The organism is Paenibacillus thiaminolyticus, assembly GCF_007066085.1.
GTDB lineage: Bacteria > Bacillota > Bacilli > Paenibacillales > Paenibacillaceae > Paenibacillus_B > Paenibacillus_B thiaminolyticus.
The window spans coordinates 2212740-2232917 of sequence record NZ_CP041405.1 but is presented as its reverse complement, the minus strand read 5'-3'; the positions used below and the strand labels follow the sequence as shown (position 1 = coordinate 2232917).

The window sequence follows — 20178 nt, the reverse complement described above, 5'->3', positions numbered from 1 at the left end:
AAAAGGGGACATTTGACTCATGATTATACCCTTTTTTCCGCTTTTGACAAAGGAGATAATAGAGGGGCAAGCTTGCACTATTTGTACTTTACGAGGAATGAGAGGAGAGCGGCCATGTTTGCAACAGAGCGAATCAAGCTCCGCAAAATGACGGAGCAGGACGTCAGCGTGTATCATAAGTGGAGAAATACGCCGGAAGCGATGTACTGGACGAACCCGGCGATGGACGTATATACGGAGGAGGAGACGGCGGGCTTCGTGAAAAATGTCATTCTTGGCTCTTCGGCTTCCAAATCATACATTATCGCGGATGCGGCGGACGACAAGCCGATCGGCATCACTTCGCTTATCGCGATCGATGAGAAGAACCGGAACGCCGAGCTGATTATCGATATCGGCGAGCCGGATTATTGGGGGAAGGGGTACGGACGCGAGGCGCTCTCGTTGCTGCTGCGCTACGCCTTCCGCGAGCTGAATCTGCACCGCGTGTCGCTGCGGGTCTTCGATTTCAATGCAAGAGCCGTTGCCTTGTACGAGAAGATCGGCTTCCGCCGGGAAGGCGTCTCCCGGGAGGCGTTGTTCCGCGATGGAGCGTGGCATCATATTATCCATATGGGCATGCTGCAATCGGAGTTCACGGACTGACCCGGCGCACGGGATCCTCGGACAGATTACGGGAAAAAAAGCATATCTTATTGGCAGAGCAGCCTGACGGGGAGACAAAAATCCGCCGTCAGGCTGCTTGTTCATAGGTGCGAACATTAGATCAGAAGCAAGCTTGCGAAGCTTGGAGCTGCTCGTACTTGGCCACATATTTGAGCACCGTATCGATATAGGTCGCATGCGACCAAGTAAGCGGCGCGACTGATACGGGGCTGCCGTCGTACGGATCGAGCTGTTCCGGCAGCAGACCGCTCGGCAGGCTGTGATCGGCGACCCAGCGCAGCGTACGGCGCGCCGATACGAGCTGTTCGAGCGAGGTTGCGGTGGCGATGTCGTAGCAAGCGAACCAGAGCGTGCAGATGATCCAAGGGTTGCCGGGCGCCGCCTCCATGTCGGAGCAGCGCTGAAAATAGTAATCGCCCCAATAGCGCGCGATTCCGCCCGTGGCGCTGCGCACCGACAGCGCCTCTCTCAAGGAGCGCATCGTCGAGGCGACGCGCGGATCGTCCGGCGGCAGCACGCCGAAGGCGTAGATGCCGAAGATGCTGCTCTCCGGCGTCATATCCTGCCGCCATTGGCCGTCGACCCGATGCAGCCCGCGCGCGAACCGGCCGTGTTCCTCGTTCCACAGATGACCCAGCATCCCGGCCTTGATCTCCTCCGCCCCCCGCGCATAGGCGTCCGAGCGCTCGTCATCGCCGAACAGGGCGGCGAAGCGGGCGGCCGCCGTCAATCCCCCGTACACGGCGGCGGAGGTGAAGGTGAAGATGCCGTACCGCTCTTCCCACAGATCATAGCTCGGGCGGGGGAGGCCAAGGCGGTCGTCGCAGTATTCGAGCAGGAAGCGCGCCGCCTTGCGGATGAAGGCGCGGTACAGCGATTGCGGCAATTCGATATCGTCATGGAGTTCATAATCTTGCCAGAGCGCATGCAGGACGAGCGCAGTCTCATCCTCCTGAATGGGCAGCTGCTCCTGACCGTCATGCAGATACGGATGCCAGCTGGAGCCTACCGTTCCGTCCGGATTATATTTATGGAGCAAATAACCGTCCTCAGTCAATGCATCCGCGCAGAAGCGGAAGAAGGGAGCGATCATGCCGTGATAACCCGCGGCGGACATCGCCTGCGCGACCAGCGCGCCGTCTCGCGGCCACATATAGCTGTAATGATCCCGGTTGAACTGCATGATGTCCGTATCATTGGCGGCGATAATCGCGCCGTTCACGTCCGTCTGGCTGCGGACCACCAGCAGGCTCTGCTTGTAAAGCCGCACGAGATCCGGCTCCAGATCGGCGAACGGCTTGTTCCGCTTGTTCGCCCAACGTTGCCAATAGGTGCGCACCCGATCGATCAGTCTCCCGGGGTGGCTGTCGGCCACATAACGGTCAAGACGCTTTACCTCTTCCAGCCGGCTGCCGGCGCTGAACCAGTAATAGGCTTCCCGCATCTCGCCGCCCGGGACGATCAGGCGCAGGCTGAACGTGCTGTCCACCGAGCCCTGCGCAATCGAATTGCCCATCAGATGGCCGTCCTCCGCATCCTTCCACGTCCCCTCGGCCTGATGGAACCGCTTGATCCCGGTCGTATATTCGTATATGCCGGCTGTCGTTCCCTCCGCTTGGGCGGAGAAGCCGTTGAACATGAAGTAGCTGTTTTTTTTGTAGTGGAACAAGGTCCGGTTATCCGGGTAGAAGGCGGCGGTATCTCCCACCTCGGTCTCGTTAATGGCCAGATCCTGATGGAAAAAAACTCGAATCTCCCGCGCCTTATCCGCTTCGTTCCGCAACTGAACGCGCCGCAGAAAGATATTTTCCCGCTGGTGGACGGCATCATTGATCCGCAGCGTCAAGCCGAGGCCGTCATGGCAGGCCTCCACCTCGGTAACGAGGGAGTCTTCGGCATAGGCCGGCCTGACGCGCCAGGCGGCGTCCTCCAGCCAGCTGAACCGGCCGTCCACCCATAGGCCGGTGCGGCAGCGGTAGCCGCCGACATGATTGACCTGGCCGACATACGGATAATAGATATCCCGGATAGAGCAACGATCGTCCAGGTTGACAAGGAACTTGCCGTTGCCTACGACAAGCGGTCTCGGCATCGTATCACTTCCTTATGAGAAGCTGTGTCTTCGCCAGCCGGTTGGCATACTGCCGGGCCAGGCGTCGCGCGTTATCCATGCTGTCCGCCTGGGCGACGATCAGGAAGCGGGGCTCGTCGGCGTCGGGCAGAATCAGGACCCATCCGTCCTCGGCCTGCAGCCGGATCCCGTCCAGCAATTCGGCCCGGTGCTTCCCCTTCCGCACCCATTCGGTCATCCCCCGCAGCAGCGGCCCAGTCTCCTCCCGGCGGCACAGAAGCTCCTCCTTCGCCATGCACAGCGAAGGGAGCTGCTCCTGCAGCTGGCAGAGCGTCCTTCCTTCGGCGGCGGCGCATTGGATGAGCAGGCCGGCAGCATACAGCGGATGGGCCCCCGGATGAAGGGGCAGACCGGAGGTGGCTTCCATCTGGGCGTGGAGATCCTCCTTCGTGCGGACGATCTGCAGCAGACTTCCTGCTGCCGCGGCTTCGACGGCTGCGGGCGCGCTGACCGGCATGCCGAGGGAAGCCCGGATGCCGCGCAGCGCCAGGGCCCGCACCATCAGCGGAAGCAGCGCTTCCGGCTCATGCAGGCCGCCGTCCGGCGTGATGACCTGCAGCCGGTCGTCCGCATCCCAGGCGATGCCGAAGTCGGCGCCCAGACGGCGGACCTGCTCCAGGACAGCGGCAGGGCTGGATGTCTCCGCCCGGAGATGGATTCGGGTCCCGCCGAGCATGGCCGCCCAGGCTTCGATCTCGGGCGCGTGGGCAGCAGGGGCGTGCAGGACGAAGGCGTAGTTCGCCGCCGCGATCGGCTCCAGATCGAGCTCGCGCTGCAGCGCCGCGATATACTCCGACCGGGCGTGGGCATACGATTCGAATCTGCCCAGCCGATCGACTGCGCCCCGCGCATAATCCTCCTGGAAGTAGGCCTGCTCTATTTTGCGCGCGGCGGCGCTGGAGAGGGGCCGCCCCTCGGCATCCATCCAGCAGAGAGCGCCCCGCTCCGGACCGGCCCCTGCGGCCGGAGGGCACAGTCCGATATGCACCGCACCGGCTGCGCCGAGCTTCCGGACCGTGTACCGGGCGCAAGCCGCCGACACTTCGCCGATGTCGGTGACATGGACGCCGGCAGAGCGGAGCCCGGCTGCGAACGCCGTCTGGAGCAGCGCATCGAAGTCATGCGGGCCGCGGGCCAGCACGACGGACGCCCCCGCCGGCAGCACCGAGCCGTAGGCGGCAGCCAGCTCTCCCGCGAAGGCGGGCGTCAGATCCGCGTTCGGCGTGCCGCAGATGCGGCTGCCGCGGAAGAGGGAGGCCGGCGCGTCCTCGCTCCAGATGAGCGAGGCGTTGACGGTGCGCAGGCGATCGACGCGCTTCCCCGGCCACAGCTTGACCTCCGGGCGGATGACCGACTTGTCGCCGAGCGCGCAGCCGCTCCCGATGACCGCTCCTTCCTGGATGCGGACGTCCTGCCCGACCTGCGTTCGATCCATCAGCAGCGCTTCCTGCAGCTCGGCGCGGCTGCCGATGCTGCAGCCGTTCCAGACGATGCTGCGCTCCAGCGCGCTGTGCGGAAAGATGACATTGCCCGCACCGAGAATCGTATACGGGCCGATAGAGCAGGAAGGGTGAAGGGTGCAGCCCGCGCCGATGTAGGAAGGACCGATCAGCCGGATGCGGGACGGCAGGCGCACCCCTTCCTCCACGAACAGGCCGGGCATCGGTTCGGCTGCCCGAATGCGGACAGCGACTTTGCGATCAAGCATGTCGTATTGCGTCTGGCGGTACTGCTGAAGCGTTCCGATGTCGGACCAGTAGCCTTCCGCCGCATAGCCGTAGAGGGGGAGCCCTTCCTCCAGCAGCTGCGGGAAGAGCTGGAGACTGAAGTCGTAGCTGACGCCGTCCGGTACTCGCTCTAGCAGTTCCGGCTCCATAATATAAATGCCCGTATTGACCGTATCGCTGAATACCTCGCTCCAGCCCGGCTTCTCCAGGAAGCGGGTCACCCTCCCGTCGCCATCGGTCATGACGACGCCGTATTCGAGCGGAGAGGCGACGCGCGCCATCACCATCGTGGCGATCGCCTGCTTCTGCCGATGGAACTCGATCGCGTCGCGCAGATTGAAGTCGGTCAGCGCGTCCCCGCTGATGACCAGGAACGTCTCGTCGAGGAAGGAGGCGGCATGCTTGACGCTGCCGGCGGTCCCGAGCGGGCTCTCCTCTTCGAAGTAATGAAGCTTCACGCCGAAGTCAGACCCGTCGCCGAAATAATTGCGAATGACCTCGGGAAGATACTGCACGGTTACGCCGATCTCGTAAATGTCGCAGCTCCGCAGCAGATCCAGTGCATATTCCATGCACGGCCGGTTCAACAGCGGAACCATCGGTTTCGGGGTATGCAGCGTGAGCGGGCGCAGCCGGGTACCTTTGCCGCCGGCCATAATTACGGCTTTCATCAGGGACTCACTCCTTCATATACTTCTCTCGTCGATGCGGCGATGGCGCGCCAGTCGTACTGCCGGCGCACGGTGCGGACGGCTTCCGCGGCCATGCGGGAGGCCCGTTCCGGGTGAAGCAGCAGATCGGTCACATGCCAGGCCAAGGATTCGACATGCCCGGGCAGCGCCTTGTAGCCGTCGATCCCGTGGCGGATGATCTCGGCGAGCCCGCCGGTGTCGGAGACGACGACAGGGGTGCCGAAGCGCATCGCTTCCAGGGCGACGATGCCGAACGGTTCGTACAGGCTGGGGAATACGCAGACACGGGCTGCCTGTATGTATGCGTCGCGCGTCTCATCGTTCACGAAGCCGAGCAGCCGGGCCTGCCCCGCGAGCCCGCGAGCCTCGATCCGGGCGGCCAGCTCTCGCTTCATCGGTCCCGTTCCCGCGATGAGGAGCTTCGCGCCGGGCACGGCTTGCCGAATCTGCGGCATGGCATCGATCAGCACATGGATGCCCTTCTCGTACACGAGCCTGCCGACATAGAACAGCATCGGCCCGTATGCTTCCGGCTCTTGGGCAGAATGTACTGCCGCCGTCCGCTTCAACTGTCTTGCCGGCGCTTCGCCGCCCTCCTCTGCCATGGCGACTCCGTTCGGAATCTTCGAGATGCGGCTGCGCGGAAGATCGAAGATCCGCTGCACCTCGTCCTGCATCGCCGAACTGCACACGATGACATGATCCGATTCGGCGGCGAGCCGCTGCTCCATGCCGTGAATCCGGCGCTGCAGCCCGCTCTCAATCCGCCCATGGTTGCGCCCGTATTCCGTCGCGTGAATCGTGCTGATGAGCGGCCAGCCGTATGTCTCCTTCAGATCGTGTGCCGCTGGATAGACGAGCCAGTCATGCGCATGCATATAATCGAAGCGCAAGCCTTCCCCCACGAGCGCATCCGCGCCGTCGCTCAGGGCGGCGTTCATCTGGAAGACCCAATCCATGAAGGCGGGAGGAGTTAACGGGGCGAGCATCGCTGCGCGGTGGACATGGACGCCGTCCATCTGTTCGTACGCCGGAGACCCGGGGACATCGCGGGTCAGGATGTGCACCTCGCAATTCCCGCGCGCGAGATGCCGCGACAGGTCGTAGACAGCGCGCGACAGTCCGCCGACGACGAGCGGCGGGAATTCCCAGGCGAGCATCAGCACCCGGGCAGCCGGTTCCGGGGCGTCCATCGGGACGAAGCGTTGCTCAAGGGCGCTCCCCCCTTCATCTTCACCGAGCAGCGTCCGATAATCGAGGGCGGGGAAGCAGGGATATTCCGCTTCCCATTGCCGGAACAGCTCCTTTTCTTCCTGTCCCGCCATGACGCCGTCCAGCATAATCCGGCAGCGGCGCAGATGCTCCCGTGTCCGTGCTGCCGCATATTCCACCACGGTGCCGGCATCCATGATGAAAGCCCAGTCGCTGCTCGCGGCAAGCATCCACTCCTTCAGCGCCCGGTTCATCATGCCGTCCAGCACTGGACCCGGGTCGGCCTGCTTGCGCAGCCGTTCCGCGGCCTGGACCAATCGGTCCTCCGCTTCATGCAGCAGCGGATAGATCCAATCGTTGCGCTCCTGCAGCCAGACTTCGCCGTACCCTCCGCGGCCCCAGCTCCCGAACGGAAGCTCGGCCTCGGGCGACGTCGGCAGATCCGCTTCGGCGAGAGCCTCCCCAAGCGTGACGAAGGCGAGGCCGCTTGCCTGGCTTGACTGCCGTTCATGCAGCTCCCGGAAGAGCGCCTCAAGCCAGAGCGGCCCTTCGTACCACCAATGGCCGAACAGCTCCGCATCGTAAGGGCAGACCGCGACGGGGAGGCGGTCCATGTTAGCCCGGGCCTCCTGGAGCTGCCGTTCCCGGCAGTCGAGGAAATGCCGGGCATGCTCCCGGGCCTTGGCGAGCGCCCGCTCCGGACAGTACGGAGCCTTCGCCGCCTGCGCTCCGGTAATGCGGTAATATTTGAGCCCGGTATTGAGCCGGCTGCCGTCCTCCAGCAGATAAGGGCGGATATAGTTCCATTCCGCTTCGTCATGCCAGCCGAGATCGAAGCCGATATCCCGGTAATATTCCCGGTAGTCGGCATCTCCGGGATAGCCCTCGCGGCTGCTCCACACTTGGCGGGACGACTCCGGATCCCCGGCGAACGCCGCGATGCCTCCTGTCGTCATGACAGGGGCGTGCGGCAGGGACGACGGAGCCGGGTGCGCCTTCGTCCAGGTGTCGTACGCGACGGCGACGTAACGAATGCCGCAGGCCTGCAGCTGCGGCGCGAGGGCGGGCGAATAGGCGCACTCGGGCAGCCACAGCCCCGCCGGGCGCCGGCAGAGATGTCGCTCCGCCTCCTGCAGCCCGGCCTCCAACTGGGCGCGCACCAGCTTCTCCTGCTTCACGTAAGGCAGGAAAGCGTGGGTCGCGGCACTGGTGATGCACTCCAGATGGCCACGCTCCATATAATGGCGGAAGCCGTCGATGAGACGCCCGCCCCAATCCCGGTACAGCGCTTGGTACCGCCGCCAGCGCTCCAGATACATGGCGGCGGCTTCCCGCAGCGCGCCCTCCGCCGCCAGCCGCTCGAGCTCGGAGGAGGCGAGGCGGATGGATTGAGCCAGATGCGCTTCGAACCGTTCGTGAAGCCGGCGGTCGTCCATCATGGCGAGCAGGGCAGGGGAGAGCGAGATCGTCAACCGGAACGGGATGCCGTCCCGCTCAAGCTGCCGGAACCGATCCAGCAGCGGAAGATACGTCTCCATCACGGCTTCGAAGTACCACCGCTCCTCCAGCGTGCCCCTGCGGTCGGGATGGCGCACATAGGGCAGATGGGCATGGAGAAGAAGAGCGATCTGCCCCGTACTTGCGGGGGAGGTACGCTTGCAATGCGGAACTGTTGTGATCATGCGTGGACTCCTTCATGCTTGGAATATAGCGTATATACGGAAAATTGCTCGAATAAAGTGCCGGTCTCGGACTTGGGCGGCATGATTCCGGATGAAGCGGAATGGAGCCGGACCGAATGGGCAGATGCATGTGCGGACATAGGGATGCATACAATGGAAGAACGGACAAGCGGGACGAATTGGGAGTCGTCATCCAGAATGCCGAAATCGGCCGTATGGGCTCCTCCGGGCAGCACAGGACGAAGATATGCCGAAGCCGCTTCATCCCCTTGGATTCTGGAATCGCGGCAATCGTGATAAGGAAGCGGCGCATCTCCGTCCCCGGACTGCAGCCGTCCAGGATGCGGCGCGGCGTACAGACGGATGTTCTTCGTCATCGTGCTCCAGGGGCGGCCGTAATGCCGTTCCGCGGCAGCACGTCTGCGCGGGGAGATATGCCAGTATGCGAACAGGGTGTCCGGGTTCTTCACCATTAGGTGAATGGCGGACGGTCGTTCGCGGATGGATTCGCGGTTGGAAGGGAACAGTTCATTGCGGATAGAAATAAGAGGGTCCTCCTTTCAGGTATATGGGGGTGTGCAAACGAACGAAATCGAACTACACCTAATACTATCCGACTGCAAACCAGAATATTCCAAATTGAAAGGCGATAAACCCGTGTTTCATTTCCGCGGCGAACAGGTATACATACATGAAGGGCTCTAATTTGATCAGCTGCGCCTATCGACAGACACGGCTCTTTGATCATTTGATTCCGAGCGTGAGCGAGCCGTCAACTGAACGACATCGTCATAACGATTCTCAGAATGGAGCAGCTGCTCATACCAATGCGGGGAGACGGAGCAATAGGCATCCGTCCGTCCGGTTGCGTAATGAATATAGAGCTGCCCGCTTGCTTCGTCATACTGGACATAGTCAATCTGCTTCGAGCCGATGAACAGCATGTTAGGCTTCATCGACGAACCTCCCTTTGAAGATCGTTAATGTCACATCTATATGCCGGCAGAGCGCAGGATTAGACGTGACAGGCGTGAGAGGGACGTGGGACGTTAGGAGGAACTTAGCTGTTGTTGAAGGAATTAACGGCTTCCGTATCGAATAAAATAACAAGACGACGGAGAGACGGCCGTATGCAGAAGCCTTGTATTCATGCCGAGGAGGGAGAACATGAGTTTCTGTTGTGGAGCAAGCATGATCGGAACGAAGGGCACGCTTCAGCATTACCGCACTCGCATACAAAATGTTCCCCTGTTGCTGTGTCCGGTGTGCCACCGTATCGAGGTGCATTTTCTCGTGGAAAATGAGTATGAAATTTTGGCGGAGTATGCTCAAAGCGATGGGGCAGAGGAGGTGAACTTCAAGGATTACGTTACCACGGACGACAGTCAGCTTTTCGAGAACTGCATTAATCATGAGAATGATGATCCGCTTGAGCTGGTCCGCAACCAAATCGATAATGCGCTCGATCTGCTGGCATTGGCCAAGCAGTGGAAGGATACGCAATGGGAATCGCAGCTGAAGCGGCGACTCGCTCTGATGAGCCGGCGCAAGGCGCAGCTCATGAAGCAGTAGAGAGGATAGGAGCCAGTCTAATGGAGGAGTTCGACATAAGGAAAGGGCGACACGCGGTCGTATGGGACCGTCGCAGGAACAGCTGCGATGACGGGGCATCGATACATGGCCGGGTCGCCTTTTTTAGTATGGGGCTGTGGTTGCACATCCTTTAAGTTACTTTTATGGGATACGAGTTTTTTTGTACATTTTCGACATTATCTAGGGTTGACGTTTTTGCCAAAAGTTTACTATGATGGAACTGTTGGAATTGGTCTTGCCGAACGGAACTGGTTGCCGTAGATGAGGTGAGTCCCGCATGAATTCGATAAGCGCACAGGAAGAGTGTAAACGGTCGGAATGGAAGCTTCGATATGTCAAAGGACTCAGGCGTTATATGTTGTACGGCGGAATAAGGGAGTTGAACCTTGCACGCGAGACTGCACGTGCCGCTCCGCTGAATCCGGAGATTGTATGGAGCTTCCACGAGGAAGCTATGTTTACCGTGCTGTCCCATGTTGAGACGGATGAGGCCATGAAAATGTTGCATCGTTCGTTTCTGTATTTCATGGAATGGATTATGGCTAATAAGGCAGAACAGGGAAGCAAGGAGGGGATCACATTGGTACTAGACCCGATTCGCGAACCTTGGTTTCGGTCCGCACAGGCATTGTACTCCACCCAGATGGCGCGCAATAAATATGAAAGTGTGCTTCAGCAAATGGATAGCGGCATTGTATTGTTCGATAGCAGCGGCGTTCTTTCGTTTATCAATGTGGAGGCCGCCAAGCTGCTCGATATTCCCCGCAAGGCGCTCATTGGCTGCAGTCTGCGGGAGTTACTGTTCCATCCTCTGCTCAAACAGGACAAGCGTAAAAAAATATTGCGGTTGTACAAAGATACTATTTTGACGAGAAAGCGCTATCATGAATTCTCTGACCGGAACGACAGGCATTACTTAATTACCGTTACTTACGGGGATCAAATGGACGGCGATTTTTTATTCAGCATCAAGGATGTATCGGATTTCAAGCGGATTGAGCAGACGGCGTACCAGAATGACAAGCTGGCGATACTGGGCAAGATTGCGGCCGCCATCGCGCACGAGATACGGAATCCGCTCACGTCGATTCGAGGATTTATCCAGTTGCTGCGCCCGCATCTGATGCATCTGGGCAAGGAAGAGTATGCACGAATCATCCTCGCGGAGATTGACCGCGCGAATGACATCATTTTTGAATTTCTGAATTCATCCAAACCATCCGCCCCAATGACCTCAGAGATTCCCATCTCCTCCCTGCTCCGCGAAGTCGTACTCCTTACCGAAAGCGAAGCGTTAATGAAAGGCTGCGAAATCGAGCTGGAAGAGGATCTTCACGGCGATACGCACTGCGTGTCGATTGACGTGAAGCAGATTAAGCAGGTCATTTTAAATATTATCCGCAATTCGATTGAAGCGATCGGACATGTGAAGGAAGTCCGCCAGGGCCGGATTCGCATCACATCGGAGAAGGAAGGCAGGTATGTCGCCATCCGGATACGGGACAATGGAATCGGCATGGAGCAGAAGACGCTGGAGCATTTATTTGACCCCTTCTTCACGACGAAAGCGGAGGGCACCGGCTTGGGATTGTCGGTCAGTTACCGCATTATTAAAAATCATGGAGGGATCATTGACGTAGACAGTAAGGTGGAAGAATGGACGGAATTCGTTATCAAGCTTCCTTTGGTCACATCGTAATCACCCGAGTCAGATCTGCTGCGGCACCGGTACAATTTTTGACAGAAAAGCGTCCGTGGCCGTGCCCGAATCACCGAAGATATGATAGTATGGATACGATGGGCACTTCATTATTAGTAAAAGGGATGATACATACGTGAACTTATCGAATGTAGCTTGGCTGGACAAGGTTACCATTCAGACGGCAGCGAAGGCTGCAAGCGACATTGAAGCGGACGGCATCGTCGTCATTGGATCCCGCTCCGAACTGGAGCAAGCTTCCGGGTTCCCGGGAGCGGAGGCTTGTCAGGCAGCGGTGAAGGCCGGGCTGTTCGAGGCAGGCTGCTGCAAGACGTATGTCACGGCGACAGGACAAGTGAAGGCTCCCGTCCTGATCGCGGTCGGCCGCAAGGATGAGGCGCTTGCGACGAAGCAAGTACGTCTGATGCTCGCGGAGGCTGCGCGCGAAGCGGTCAAGCTGAAGCTGTCCCGCGTCACGGTTATCGTGCCGGATGAGCTGAAGAAGGCAGCCGGCGAAGAGGCGGCTGCGATGGCGCATGTCATGGTGGAAGGCTTCTTGCTCGGAGCATACCAGCGTGTCACGTACAAGAAAGACGCAAAGCCAATTCACTGCGTTGAAGCAGTGACGTTGGCCGGAGAAGGTCTTGATGAGAAGGCATGGAACGAAGGCGCGGTTCGCGGACAAGCCTATGCCTTTGGAACGGCCTTTGCGCGCGATCTGACGAATCTGCCTGGCAATGTGCTGTATCCTAGCCGCCTCGCGGAGACAGCGATGGAGCTGGCGAAGCAGTTCGGCTTCGAGGCGCATGTGCTGGACGAGAAGGAGATCGAGGCGAAGGGCATGGGCGCCCTGCTGGGCGTAGGCAAAGGCTCGTCCAACCCGCCGCGCATGATCGCCTTGAAATACCAGGGCAAGCCGGAAGGGACGGATGTGTGCGGTCTCGTCGGCAAAGGGATTACCTTCGACACCGGCGGCATCTCGCTGAAGCGCGCCGGCAATATGGACGAGATGATCTGCGACATGGGCGGCTCTGCGGCCGTATTGGGCGCGATGGCGGCTATCGGCCGTCTGAAGCCGCAGGTGAACGTGGTCTGCGTCGTCGCATCGGCCGAAAATATGCCGGCAGGCAACGCCTTGAAGCCGGGGGATGTCCTCACGTCCTACAGCGGACGTACGATTGAAGTGTTGAATACGGATGCGGAAGGACGTCTGGTGCTGGCGGACGGAATGACCTATGCGAAGGAGCTCGGCGCGAGCAAGATTATCGATGCGGCGACCTTGACGGGGGCCGTAGGCGTGGCGCTCGGCAGCATCTCGACGGGAGTCGTCACGAACGACGACGCCTTCTTCGCCCGCTTCCAGGAAGCGGCGGCGCGCACGAACGAATACGTCTGGCAGCTTCCGTCCCACCAGGAATATTGGGATATGCTGAAGAGCGACGTAGCTGACGTGCGCAACGCCATTCCAGGCGGGGCAGGCACGATTACGGGCGGATTGTTCGTCGGCACGTTCGCGGACGGCCTGCCTTGGATTCACCTCGATATTGCGGGCACCGCCTTCCTGAGCAGCGGCCGCGGGGTCGATCCGAAGGGCGCTACCGGGGTCATGGTTCGTACCATTACCGAATACGTATTGTCGGAGGCGTAATCGTCTGCCGTTCGACATGACATCCTAGAATAACCGGGGAATAGCCGGGGCCGGCGTAGAGTCGGCCTCGGCTATTTTTGTGCCTTTGGGCGGGTCGAGTATCGGGGAAGGCGGGGCGATTTTTGTCTCTTTGCAGTTCCGGAACGAATGCGAGGCGATGAGTGTTCCCCCTGCGGACTCGGTTCGGGTGCGAGGCGAATAGTTGGTCTCGTGGCGGATGCGGTACGGGTGCGCGGCGAATAGTGGTCTCGTGGCGGATGCGGTACGGGTGTGTGGCGAATAGTGGTCTCGTGGCGGATGCGGTACGGGTGTGTGGCGAATAGTTGGTCTTGTGGCGGATGCGGTACGGGTGTGGGGCGAATAGGGGGTCTCCTTGTGGATGCGGATCGAGTACGAGGCCAGGAGGTGGGGGACAGGGCGAGTTGGGGGCGAGTGCGGCTCGAGGTGATGGAGTCGGGGGTGATTGCAAGTAGTTAACAAGATTTCCGCCTTATGACGCGATGATTGCTAGAAACTCCTGCAAAAATACAGCTTTTTTCCTTGTTTTTAGCTAAATATGATGAAATTGCTGCAAAAGTGCATCTTTTTCGCCTCTCTAGCCTCGGATCGAAGTCGTAATGGGAAAATTGATGCGCATTTGCAGGAACTCTTTTTTCGGATAGAGTGGTGAGAGCAGATACTGCATATATGCAGTATTGGAAGAGTCTGATGTTGTGATTATGCAGTATTGGATGAGTCTGATATTGTGATATGCAGCATTGGATGAGTACTGAAATGTGATATACAGCATTGGACAACTACTGACTTGCACAATGAAGCATTGAATGAGCGGCGAATTATGTTGCGCCAAGAGAAAAGGGAGAGGCGCATTTGGCGTCTCTCCCTTTTCCAATAGGGGTTATATGTTGTGAAAAGTGTGCTATCCTGCTGGCGCATGTGATTGCTTCTTGGCGGGCCGGCGCGCTGGCGACGGCCGCGGGGCTGCTGGCTTGCGCGCTTCCAGGGCCGCTTCCCGCCGCGTAATCAGATTGTTGGCGATCAGCGCGCCGACGATAAGGAGCGAGCCGATAATCTCGGCTGCGGAGACCGTATAGCCCTGGATGACCGAGATGATGAAGGTCGTCGCAGGCACGAAGTTAATGAACAGCATGCCGTTCACCGAATTGAGCTGTTGAATGCCCTGTATCCAGCTCAGCAGGGCCATCAGACCCGCCACGACGATCATGAACAGCATTTCCGGGACGATCCGGACCACCTGGGTTGCTTCCGGGACATCGAGGATGCCGAGAAGGGTCAGGGCGAGGACGGCGGCCATCGTGGTCGCTCCCCCGTAGATGCAGGTCAGCGTAGAGAAGCGAAGCGCCGACCAGCCGGAGAATTGGCCGCTGCCCACGGTGAAGACAACCCATCCGATGACGCCGGCGAATACCGAGAGGAGGGGGAGCAGCTTCAGGCCGCCGTTCGCGAAGGCGGTGAAATCGCCCTTCGTGACGACGAACAACACGCCGATGAAGGCGACGGCTACGCAGCCCAAGGTCCGGATATTCGGACGCTTGCGGGTCAGCGACCAGACGAGCAGCACGGCGAGCATCGGCATGAACGATTCCATGATGGACGCCAGCAACACGCCGGATTTGCCCAATTGATGCTGGCCCCAGAAAACGCCAAAGTTATATACCATAAAAGCGAGTGTTCCCAATCCCCACAGCTTCATGCCATGGCCTTCGGTCCGGAATGCCTGTCTGCCTTCCTTCCAGGCAAGCAGCAGAACGAGCAGCACGGTGACGGCGCTGTAGCGTATGCCGGAGAACCAGAACGGATCGATATGATGCAGCGCACTCTCGGCCACAGGGAACATCGCTCCCCAAGCGATTGCGGAAAACAAACAAAATAAAGCACCTTTCCAGAAACGGGACTTGCTCATGATGTTACTCACTCCTGTATGCACTATCCTAATTAAAGCAGCTAACCTACATCATAGTTCGGTTCAGATATCTTGTAAAACAATTGAAAGTGATTTAAGATATCACTAATAATGATACCTAGTACAGCGCGGAGCGGAGGGACAAGCCAACGATGGAAGTAAGCGATTTACACATTTTCTTGGCCGTCGTCGAGCATGGGAGCGTCAGCCGGGCAGCGGAGGAGATGGGATACGTCCAGTCCAATGTAACCGCCCGCATTCGCCTGATGGAGCAGGAGATCGGATATCCGCTGTTCCATCGCCACCGGCGGGGCATGACATTGAATGCGGAGGGGCGGAAGCTGCTCCATTATGCGGAGCGCATGGCCTTGCTGATGGCGGAGATGAAGAAGGCGTTCCAGGATCCTGACGATCCGGCCGGTTCTCTGCTTATCGGCTCGATCGAGACGGTCGTCGGGCTGCCGGATATTCTCAGCCTGTTCTACCGCAACCATCCGAAGGTCGATATCTCTCTCGTGACGGGAGTGACCGAGAAGCTGACCGAAGAGGTGCTTGATTATAATTTGGACGGCGCGTTCGTCTCCGGGCCGGTGAGCGCAGCCAATATCGAGACGATTCCGGTCTTCGAGGAGGAACTGGTGCTCGTCTGCGGACCGGACGCATGGGAACACAAGCCCGGCAAGCCGCTTCCGTTCCGGGAGCTGCTGCATCTGCCGCTGCTTGTATTCCGGCGCGGCTGCGGCTACCGGGCGCAGCTCGAACGATGGCTGCAGCAGGAAGGCATTCAGCCGACGAAGGTGATGGAATTCGGTACGCTGGAGACGATTATCGGCACGGTGGCGGCCGGACTCGGCATTACCGTCGTGCCGCGAGCCGCTGTGAAGAAGCAAGAGGCGGACGGCTCGCTCCGCGTGTTTCCGATTCCGGCCCCGTTCAACAGAGTCTCTGTCGTCTACATCCGCCGGGGAGACTCTTATCTGGGCAGCGTGGAGCGGAGATTCATCGAAGCGATCGGGGCGATTCGAAGCCGGCGAAGTGCGTGAAGCGAACATGAACAAGTCAAGCAGCGAAGCGGAGCCGGAAGCCGGGGCTGTGCGGGAGAAGCGAAGCGGCTTAAAATCGAAAAAGGAGCGGCCCATTGCGGGCGCGCTCCTTCTTCGCTTCTATTCGGTTACCTTATGCTCCGGCTCCGGCTTCGGCGCGGTAGCGCAGCTTCCGGATGAGCAGGAGCGATTCAGGGCGCATGAGGCGCACGCGCCCTGCTTGCTTTTGCGGATATGCCGGATCAGCGTCCAGCCGGCGTAGCCGAAGATAGCGGATACGAGGACAATCTCGAACCAGGGCATCACCATCATCCTTTCTTACATATAGCCAAGCCAACGTCCGACTGCCGTTACAACTAGTGCCGCGGCATAGGCGAGAACGAGCGAATATCCGATAGAGAACCATGTCCACCGCCACGAAGCCGTCTCCTTGCGCAGGATGCCGACCGTCGCGAGACAGGGGACGTACAGCAGCAGGAACACGCAGAACGTATAAGCGGACAACGGCGTGAAGGCTTCGGCAATTTGTGCCTGCAGCATCGCCGCATCCGGCGCATGATAGATGATGTTCATCGTGGACACGACGATTTCCTTGGCCAGGAACCCGGTCAACAGCGCGGCCCCGGCTTGCCATGTCCCGAAGCCAAGCGGTGCGAGCAGCGGGGCGAGGAAGCCGCCGATCAGTGCCAGATAGCTGTCGTCCATCTCTACTCCGAGCCCGCCGGGGCCGGCATAGGTGAGGAACCAGATCAGGACCGAGCCGCCCAGAATGAACGTGCCCGCTTTGCGGACGAAGCCCTTGCCCTTCTCCCATGTGCTGCGGAACAGCGTCTGCCATTGCGGCATCCGGTAAGGCGGCAGCTCGACGACGAAGATGCTGTGCTCTTCCTTCATTAAGCGCTTCGTGAACAGCTTGGCCAGCAGCAGCGACAGCACGATGCTGAGCAAGTACAGGCTGAGGACGACGATCGCCTGATGCGACTGGAAGAATACGCCGGCGAACAATGCATATACCGACAGCCGGGCGGAGCAGGACATGAGCGGGACGAGCAGCGTCGTGACCAGACGCTCCCGCGGCTGTTCGATGGTGCGGGCCGCCATGATGCCCGGCACGTTGCAGCCGAAGCCGATGACGAACGGAATGAACGCCTTGCCGTTCAGGCCGACGGCTTCCATCAGCCGGTCCATCACGACGGTGACACGGGCCATATAACCGGAATCTTCAATAAACGAGATGAAAAGGAACAGCAAAAAGATTTGCGGCACGAACACCAGCACGCCTCCGACCCCGGCGATAATGCCTTCCTCCAGCAGCGCATGCGTGAAAGAGGAGGCTCCTGCCGCATCCAGCAGCGCTGCTGCTCCTTCCGTCAGCGGGCCGGAGAAGAACGCGTCCAGCGCGTCCGATAACGGCGTGCCGAGCCAGTCGAAGGTGACTTTGAAGGTAAGAAACATAATAAGGATAAATATCGGAATGCCGAGCCATCGATTCGTCACGATATTATCGAGGCGCTCTGTCATCGTGCGTGCCTGCCGCTGCTCCGCATGGACGGACGAAGCGATAACCTGACGGATGAATTCCATCCGGATGCTGCGCAGCCGCTGCGGAAGATGCAGCGCGGCCCCGCTGTCCCACAGGCGCTGCTCAGCCTCTTCGATAATCCGCCCAATCTGGCGGGCTTGCTCTGCACTAATACGCGCTTGGACAGCTTGGCGGACCGTCTCGTTCTGCTCGATGTATTGCAGCGCCGTCCATCGTACCGGCACCGTGTCATCGCCGGGAAGAAGCGCGGCGATGCGCTCGATCGCCTGCTCCACCTCGCTTCCGTAATTCAGCATGAGCGGGCTGCGGCGTGCGCCTTCATGTCCAAGCGGTGATGCTGAGTCTGCATCCTCAAGCGCTGATGCTGATCCTCCTCCGGATGCGCCCCTGCGAGCCGAATCCTGTAGGGGTATGCCCTCGGCGGCTTGCGTCTGCAGGCGTTCCAAAATGCTGGCGATGCCCTGCTTCTTGCGGGCATTCACCGGAATGACCGGGACGCCGAGCGCGGAGGACAGCTTCGCCGGATCGATATGAATGCCTCTTCCGGCAGCGACATCCGTCATGTTGAGGGCGACATATACAGGCACGCCATACTCGAGCAGCTGCACAGTCAGCATGAGATTGCGCTCCAATTGAGAGGCGTCCACGACATTGACAATGGCGTTCGGAAGCTCGTCCAACAAATACTGTACGGCGACGCTCTCATCTCTTGACATCGGATGAAGCGAGTAGATGCCCGGCAGATCAATCAGGGCGCCTGCTTGACGATGCAGCCGCCCCACTTTTTTCTCCACCGTTACGCCTGTCCAGTTGCCAACATATTCGTAAGAGCGGGTAAGGGCATTGAACAAGGAAGTCTTCCCGGTGTTCGGATTGCCGACCAGCGCGGTTATCTGTGCGCTCATACCGCATTCACCCCGATATGACGGGCCTCGCTGCGGCGAATGCCGATCAGTTGGCCATTCGCCTCGAGCGTAAGCGGTCCGCCGAGCAGGCCGGCATGCATTACCTGCACATGCGTGCCTTCCTCGACTCCGAGCTCCATCAAGCGCCGGCATACGGCAGGATTGGCTTCGGACAGATCGCACACACAGCCTGTCTGGCCAGGCTTAAGTTCGCATAATGGGGTGGTTATTAGAGCAGGACGGGGAATATGACGGCCCATCGTGTTCATCCTTCTTTCTCTGCGCGGAATATGATAAATATCAGTCAACAAATGGTAGTGATAATCTTTATCAATTGGTGATCGGATTCTATCATAGAGAAGTCCGGGTTACAGTGATTTTGATCACTTTTATTACGGGAAATAACCTCGCATTGAATTTTTGCACCTACTCGCAGAAAGCGTAGTTTAACGATGTATGTTTTCCTCTGGAAACAATTTTCAGCTCTCATGCAGTCTTATTTACACTGTGCTGCCGGTTCGAATTCAAGCAATTTTCCGGTGCTGAATACCGGCCTTTTGAACACGCACTTAACAATGGATGGTTTGTAAAAAGTAGAATCGTTGTGGAGAAAGAAGCTGGATTTCCTTTACTTTCAGAGGTCTTCTCTATTAGAATAGAGAGAAAATTATTTTTGAGAAGGAGATAGCGGGATGAAAACGAATCATTGTAAAATTATCGACTGCACCATTCGCGACGGCGGTCTCGTCAATAACTGGGATTTCAGCGTCGAGTTCGTGCAAAGCTTGTATGCCTCATTGAACGAAGCGGGCGTCGATTATATGGAAATTGGCTACAAAAATTCGCCGAAGTTGCTTAAAGGCGCGGATGAAGCGGGCCCTTGGCGTTTTTTGGATGACGATTTCCTGCGTAAAGTCATTCCGCAAAAAGGAACAACCAAGCTGTCGGCGCTCGTTGATATCGGACGGGTGGATGAAAATGATATTTTGCCTCGCTCCGAGAGCATGCTCGATCTGATCCGTGTCGCTTGCTACAGCAAGGATGTTGACAAAGCGCTCGATCTGATTCAGCTTTTCCACGATCGAGGCTATGAGACAACGATTAATATTATGGCGCTCTCCAACGTAATGGAGAACGATCTGATTGAAGCCTTCGCCATGATTAAGGATAGTCCGGTAGACATCGTCTATATTGTCGATTCCTACGGCAGCCTCGATCATAACGATATACATTACCTGGTGCATAAGTTCAAGGAGCATCTGCCGAACAAACGCCTTGGCGTGCATACCCACAATAATATGCAGCTTGCCTTCTCCAATACGCTCGTCGCAGCCGAACTGGGCGTCGAGATTCTGGATGCCTCCGTCTACGGCATGGGACGCGGCGCAGGGAACTGCCCGACCGAGCTGCTGCTGACGCATCTGAAGAACAGCAGATACCATATGCGACCGGTGCTTGGCTTTATTCAAAATCATATGCTCAAGACGCGCGAAAAATGGGAATGGGGTTACCTGATTCCATATCTTGTCACGGGAACGCTCGATGAGCATCCGCGTTCGGCGATGGCCTTGCTCGCATCGGACGAGCGTGATCAATATGTTGAGTTCTACGACCGGATGACGACGCCAGAAGTCAGTTTTTCCCAGAAGAAGCCGGAATAATTAGATAGAGCAAGACAGCCCGCTCCCATGATAGGGATGCGGGCTGTTTTCT

At 58.6% G+C, this 20178-nt stretch carries 15 protein-coding genes; 6 read left to right on the top strand and 9 right to left on the bottom strand.

What is annotated here, in order from left to right:
- Positions 1–114: 114 nt before the first annotated feature.
- Positions 115–645 (top strand): GNAT family N-acetyltransferase, encoded by a 531-nt coding sequence (locus FLT43_RS10060; protein WP_087445019.1) that lies wholly within the window; start codon positions 115–117, stop codon positions 643–645.
- Between the two features lie 121 nt (positions 646–766).
- On the opposite strand, the gene FLT43_RS10055 is transcribed toward FLT43_RS10060, so the two are convergent.
- The 5 genes from FLT43_RS10055 to FLT43_RS10035 form a co-directional block, all read right to left on the bottom strand.
- Entirely contained in the window at positions 767–2758 is a 1992-nt protein-coding gene (locus tag FLT43_RS10055) for a glycoside hydrolase family 15 protein (RefSeq protein ID WP_087445020.1), read from the bottom strand.
- A 4-nt stretch (positions 2759–2762) separates the two neighbouring features.
- Positions 2763–5195, bottom strand: coding sequence for a sugar phosphate nucleotidyltransferase (locus FLT43_RS10050; protein WP_087445021.1), 2433 nt, complete (start codon positions 5193–5195; stop codon positions 2763–2765).
- Positions 5195–8110: a 1,4-alpha-glucan branching protein domain-containing protein gene (locus tag FLT43_RS10045; protein ID WP_087445022.1), complete on the bottom strand. Its 2916-nt coding sequence runs from the start codon at positions 8108–8110 to the stop codon at positions 5195–5197. Before FLT43_RS10045 ends, FLT43_RS10050 begins: the two co-directional genes overlap by 1 nt.
- Complete coding sequence (locus tag FLT43_RS10040) at positions 8107–8592, bottom strand: DUF4912 domain-containing protein (protein ID WP_255321576.1); 486 nt, start codon at positions 8590–8592, stop codon at positions 8107–8109. The genes FLT43_RS10045 and FLT43_RS10040 overlap by 4 nt, the downstream gene beginning before the upstream one ends.
- Positions 8593–8820: 228 nt before the next feature.
- Complete coding sequence (locus FLT43_RS10035; protein ID WP_087445024.1) at positions 8821–9066, bottom strand: KTSC domain-containing protein; 246 nt, start codon at positions 9064–9066, stop codon at positions 8821–8823.
- Between the two features lie 211 nt (positions 9067–9277).
- Here FLT43_RS10035 and FLT43_RS10030 point away from each other — a divergent pair, with 211 nt between their 5' ends.
- From FLT43_RS10030 to FLT43_RS10020, 3 genes are all read left to right on the top strand, one after another.
- Positions 9278–9682 carry a hypothetical protein gene (locus FLT43_RS10030; protein WP_087445025.1) on the top strand — a complete coding sequence of 135 codons (405 nt, stop codon included), beginning with the start codon at positions 9278–9280 and terminating at the stop codon, positions 9680–9682.
- 559 nt (positions 9683–10241) lie between these two features.
- Positions 10242–11402: an ATP-binding protein gene (locus tag FLT43_RS10025; RefSeq protein ID WP_373994961.1), complete on the top strand. Its 1161-nt coding sequence runs from the start codon at positions 10242–10244 to the stop codon at positions 11400–11402.
- A gap of 136 nt (positions 11403–11538) precedes the next feature.
- A complete protein-coding gene (locus tag FLT43_RS10020; protein WP_087445026.1) occupies positions 11539–13050 on the top strand; it encodes a leucyl aminopeptidase in 1512 nt (503 codons plus the stop codon).
- 919 nt (positions 13051–13969) lie between these two features.
- Here FLT43_RS10020 and FLT43_RS10015 read toward each other — a convergent pair.
- On the bottom strand, positions 13970–14974 hold the full coding sequence (locus tag FLT43_RS10015) for a DMT family transporter (protein ID WP_087445027.1): 1005 nt from the start codon (positions 14972–14974) through the stop codon (positions 13970–13972).
- A gap of 152 nt (positions 14975–15126) precedes the next feature.
- Here FLT43_RS10015 and FLT43_RS10010 point away from each other — a divergent pair, with 152 nt between their 5' ends.
- On the top strand, positions 15127–16017 hold the full coding sequence (locus FLT43_RS10010) for a LysR family transcriptional regulator (RefSeq protein ID WP_087445028.1): 891 nt from the start codon (positions 15127–15129) through the stop codon (positions 16015–16017).
- Between the two features lie 120 nt (positions 16018–16137).
- Here the strand turns inward: FLT43_RS10010 and FLT43_RS30995 are convergent, their stop codons facing one another.
- Genes FLT43_RS30995 through FLT43_RS09995 form a run of 3 tightly spaced genes read right to left on the bottom strand, consistent with a single transcriptional unit; the run spans position 16138 to position 18725 of the window.
- A complete protein-coding gene (locus FLT43_RS30995; protein WP_087445029.1) occupies positions 16138–16320 on the bottom strand; it encodes a FeoB-associated Cys-rich membrane protein in 183 nt (60 codons plus the stop codon).
- A gap of 15 nt (positions 16321–16335) precedes the next feature.
- Positions 16336–18465: a ferrous iron transport protein B gene (feoB, locus tag FLT43_RS10000; protein WP_087445030.1), complete on the bottom strand. Its 2130-nt coding sequence runs from the start codon at positions 18463–18465 to the stop codon at positions 16336–16338.
- On the bottom strand, positions 18462–18725 hold the full coding sequence (locus tag FLT43_RS09995) for a FeoA family protein (RefSeq protein WP_087445031.1): 264 nt from the start codon (positions 18723–18725) through the stop codon (positions 18462–18464). The genes feoB and FLT43_RS09995 overlap by 4 nt, the downstream gene beginning before the upstream one ends.
- Before the next feature lie 432 nt (positions 18726–19157).
- Here FLT43_RS09995 and FLT43_RS09990 point away from each other — a divergent pair, with 432 nt between their 5' ends.
- Positions 19158–20126 carry an aldolase catalytic domain-containing protein gene (locus FLT43_RS09990; protein ID WP_006675215.1) on the top strand — a complete coding sequence of 323 codons (969 nt, stop codon included), beginning with the start codon at positions 19158–19160 and terminating at the stop codon, positions 20124–20126.
- The last annotated feature ends 52 nt before the right edge of the window (positions 20127–20178 follow it).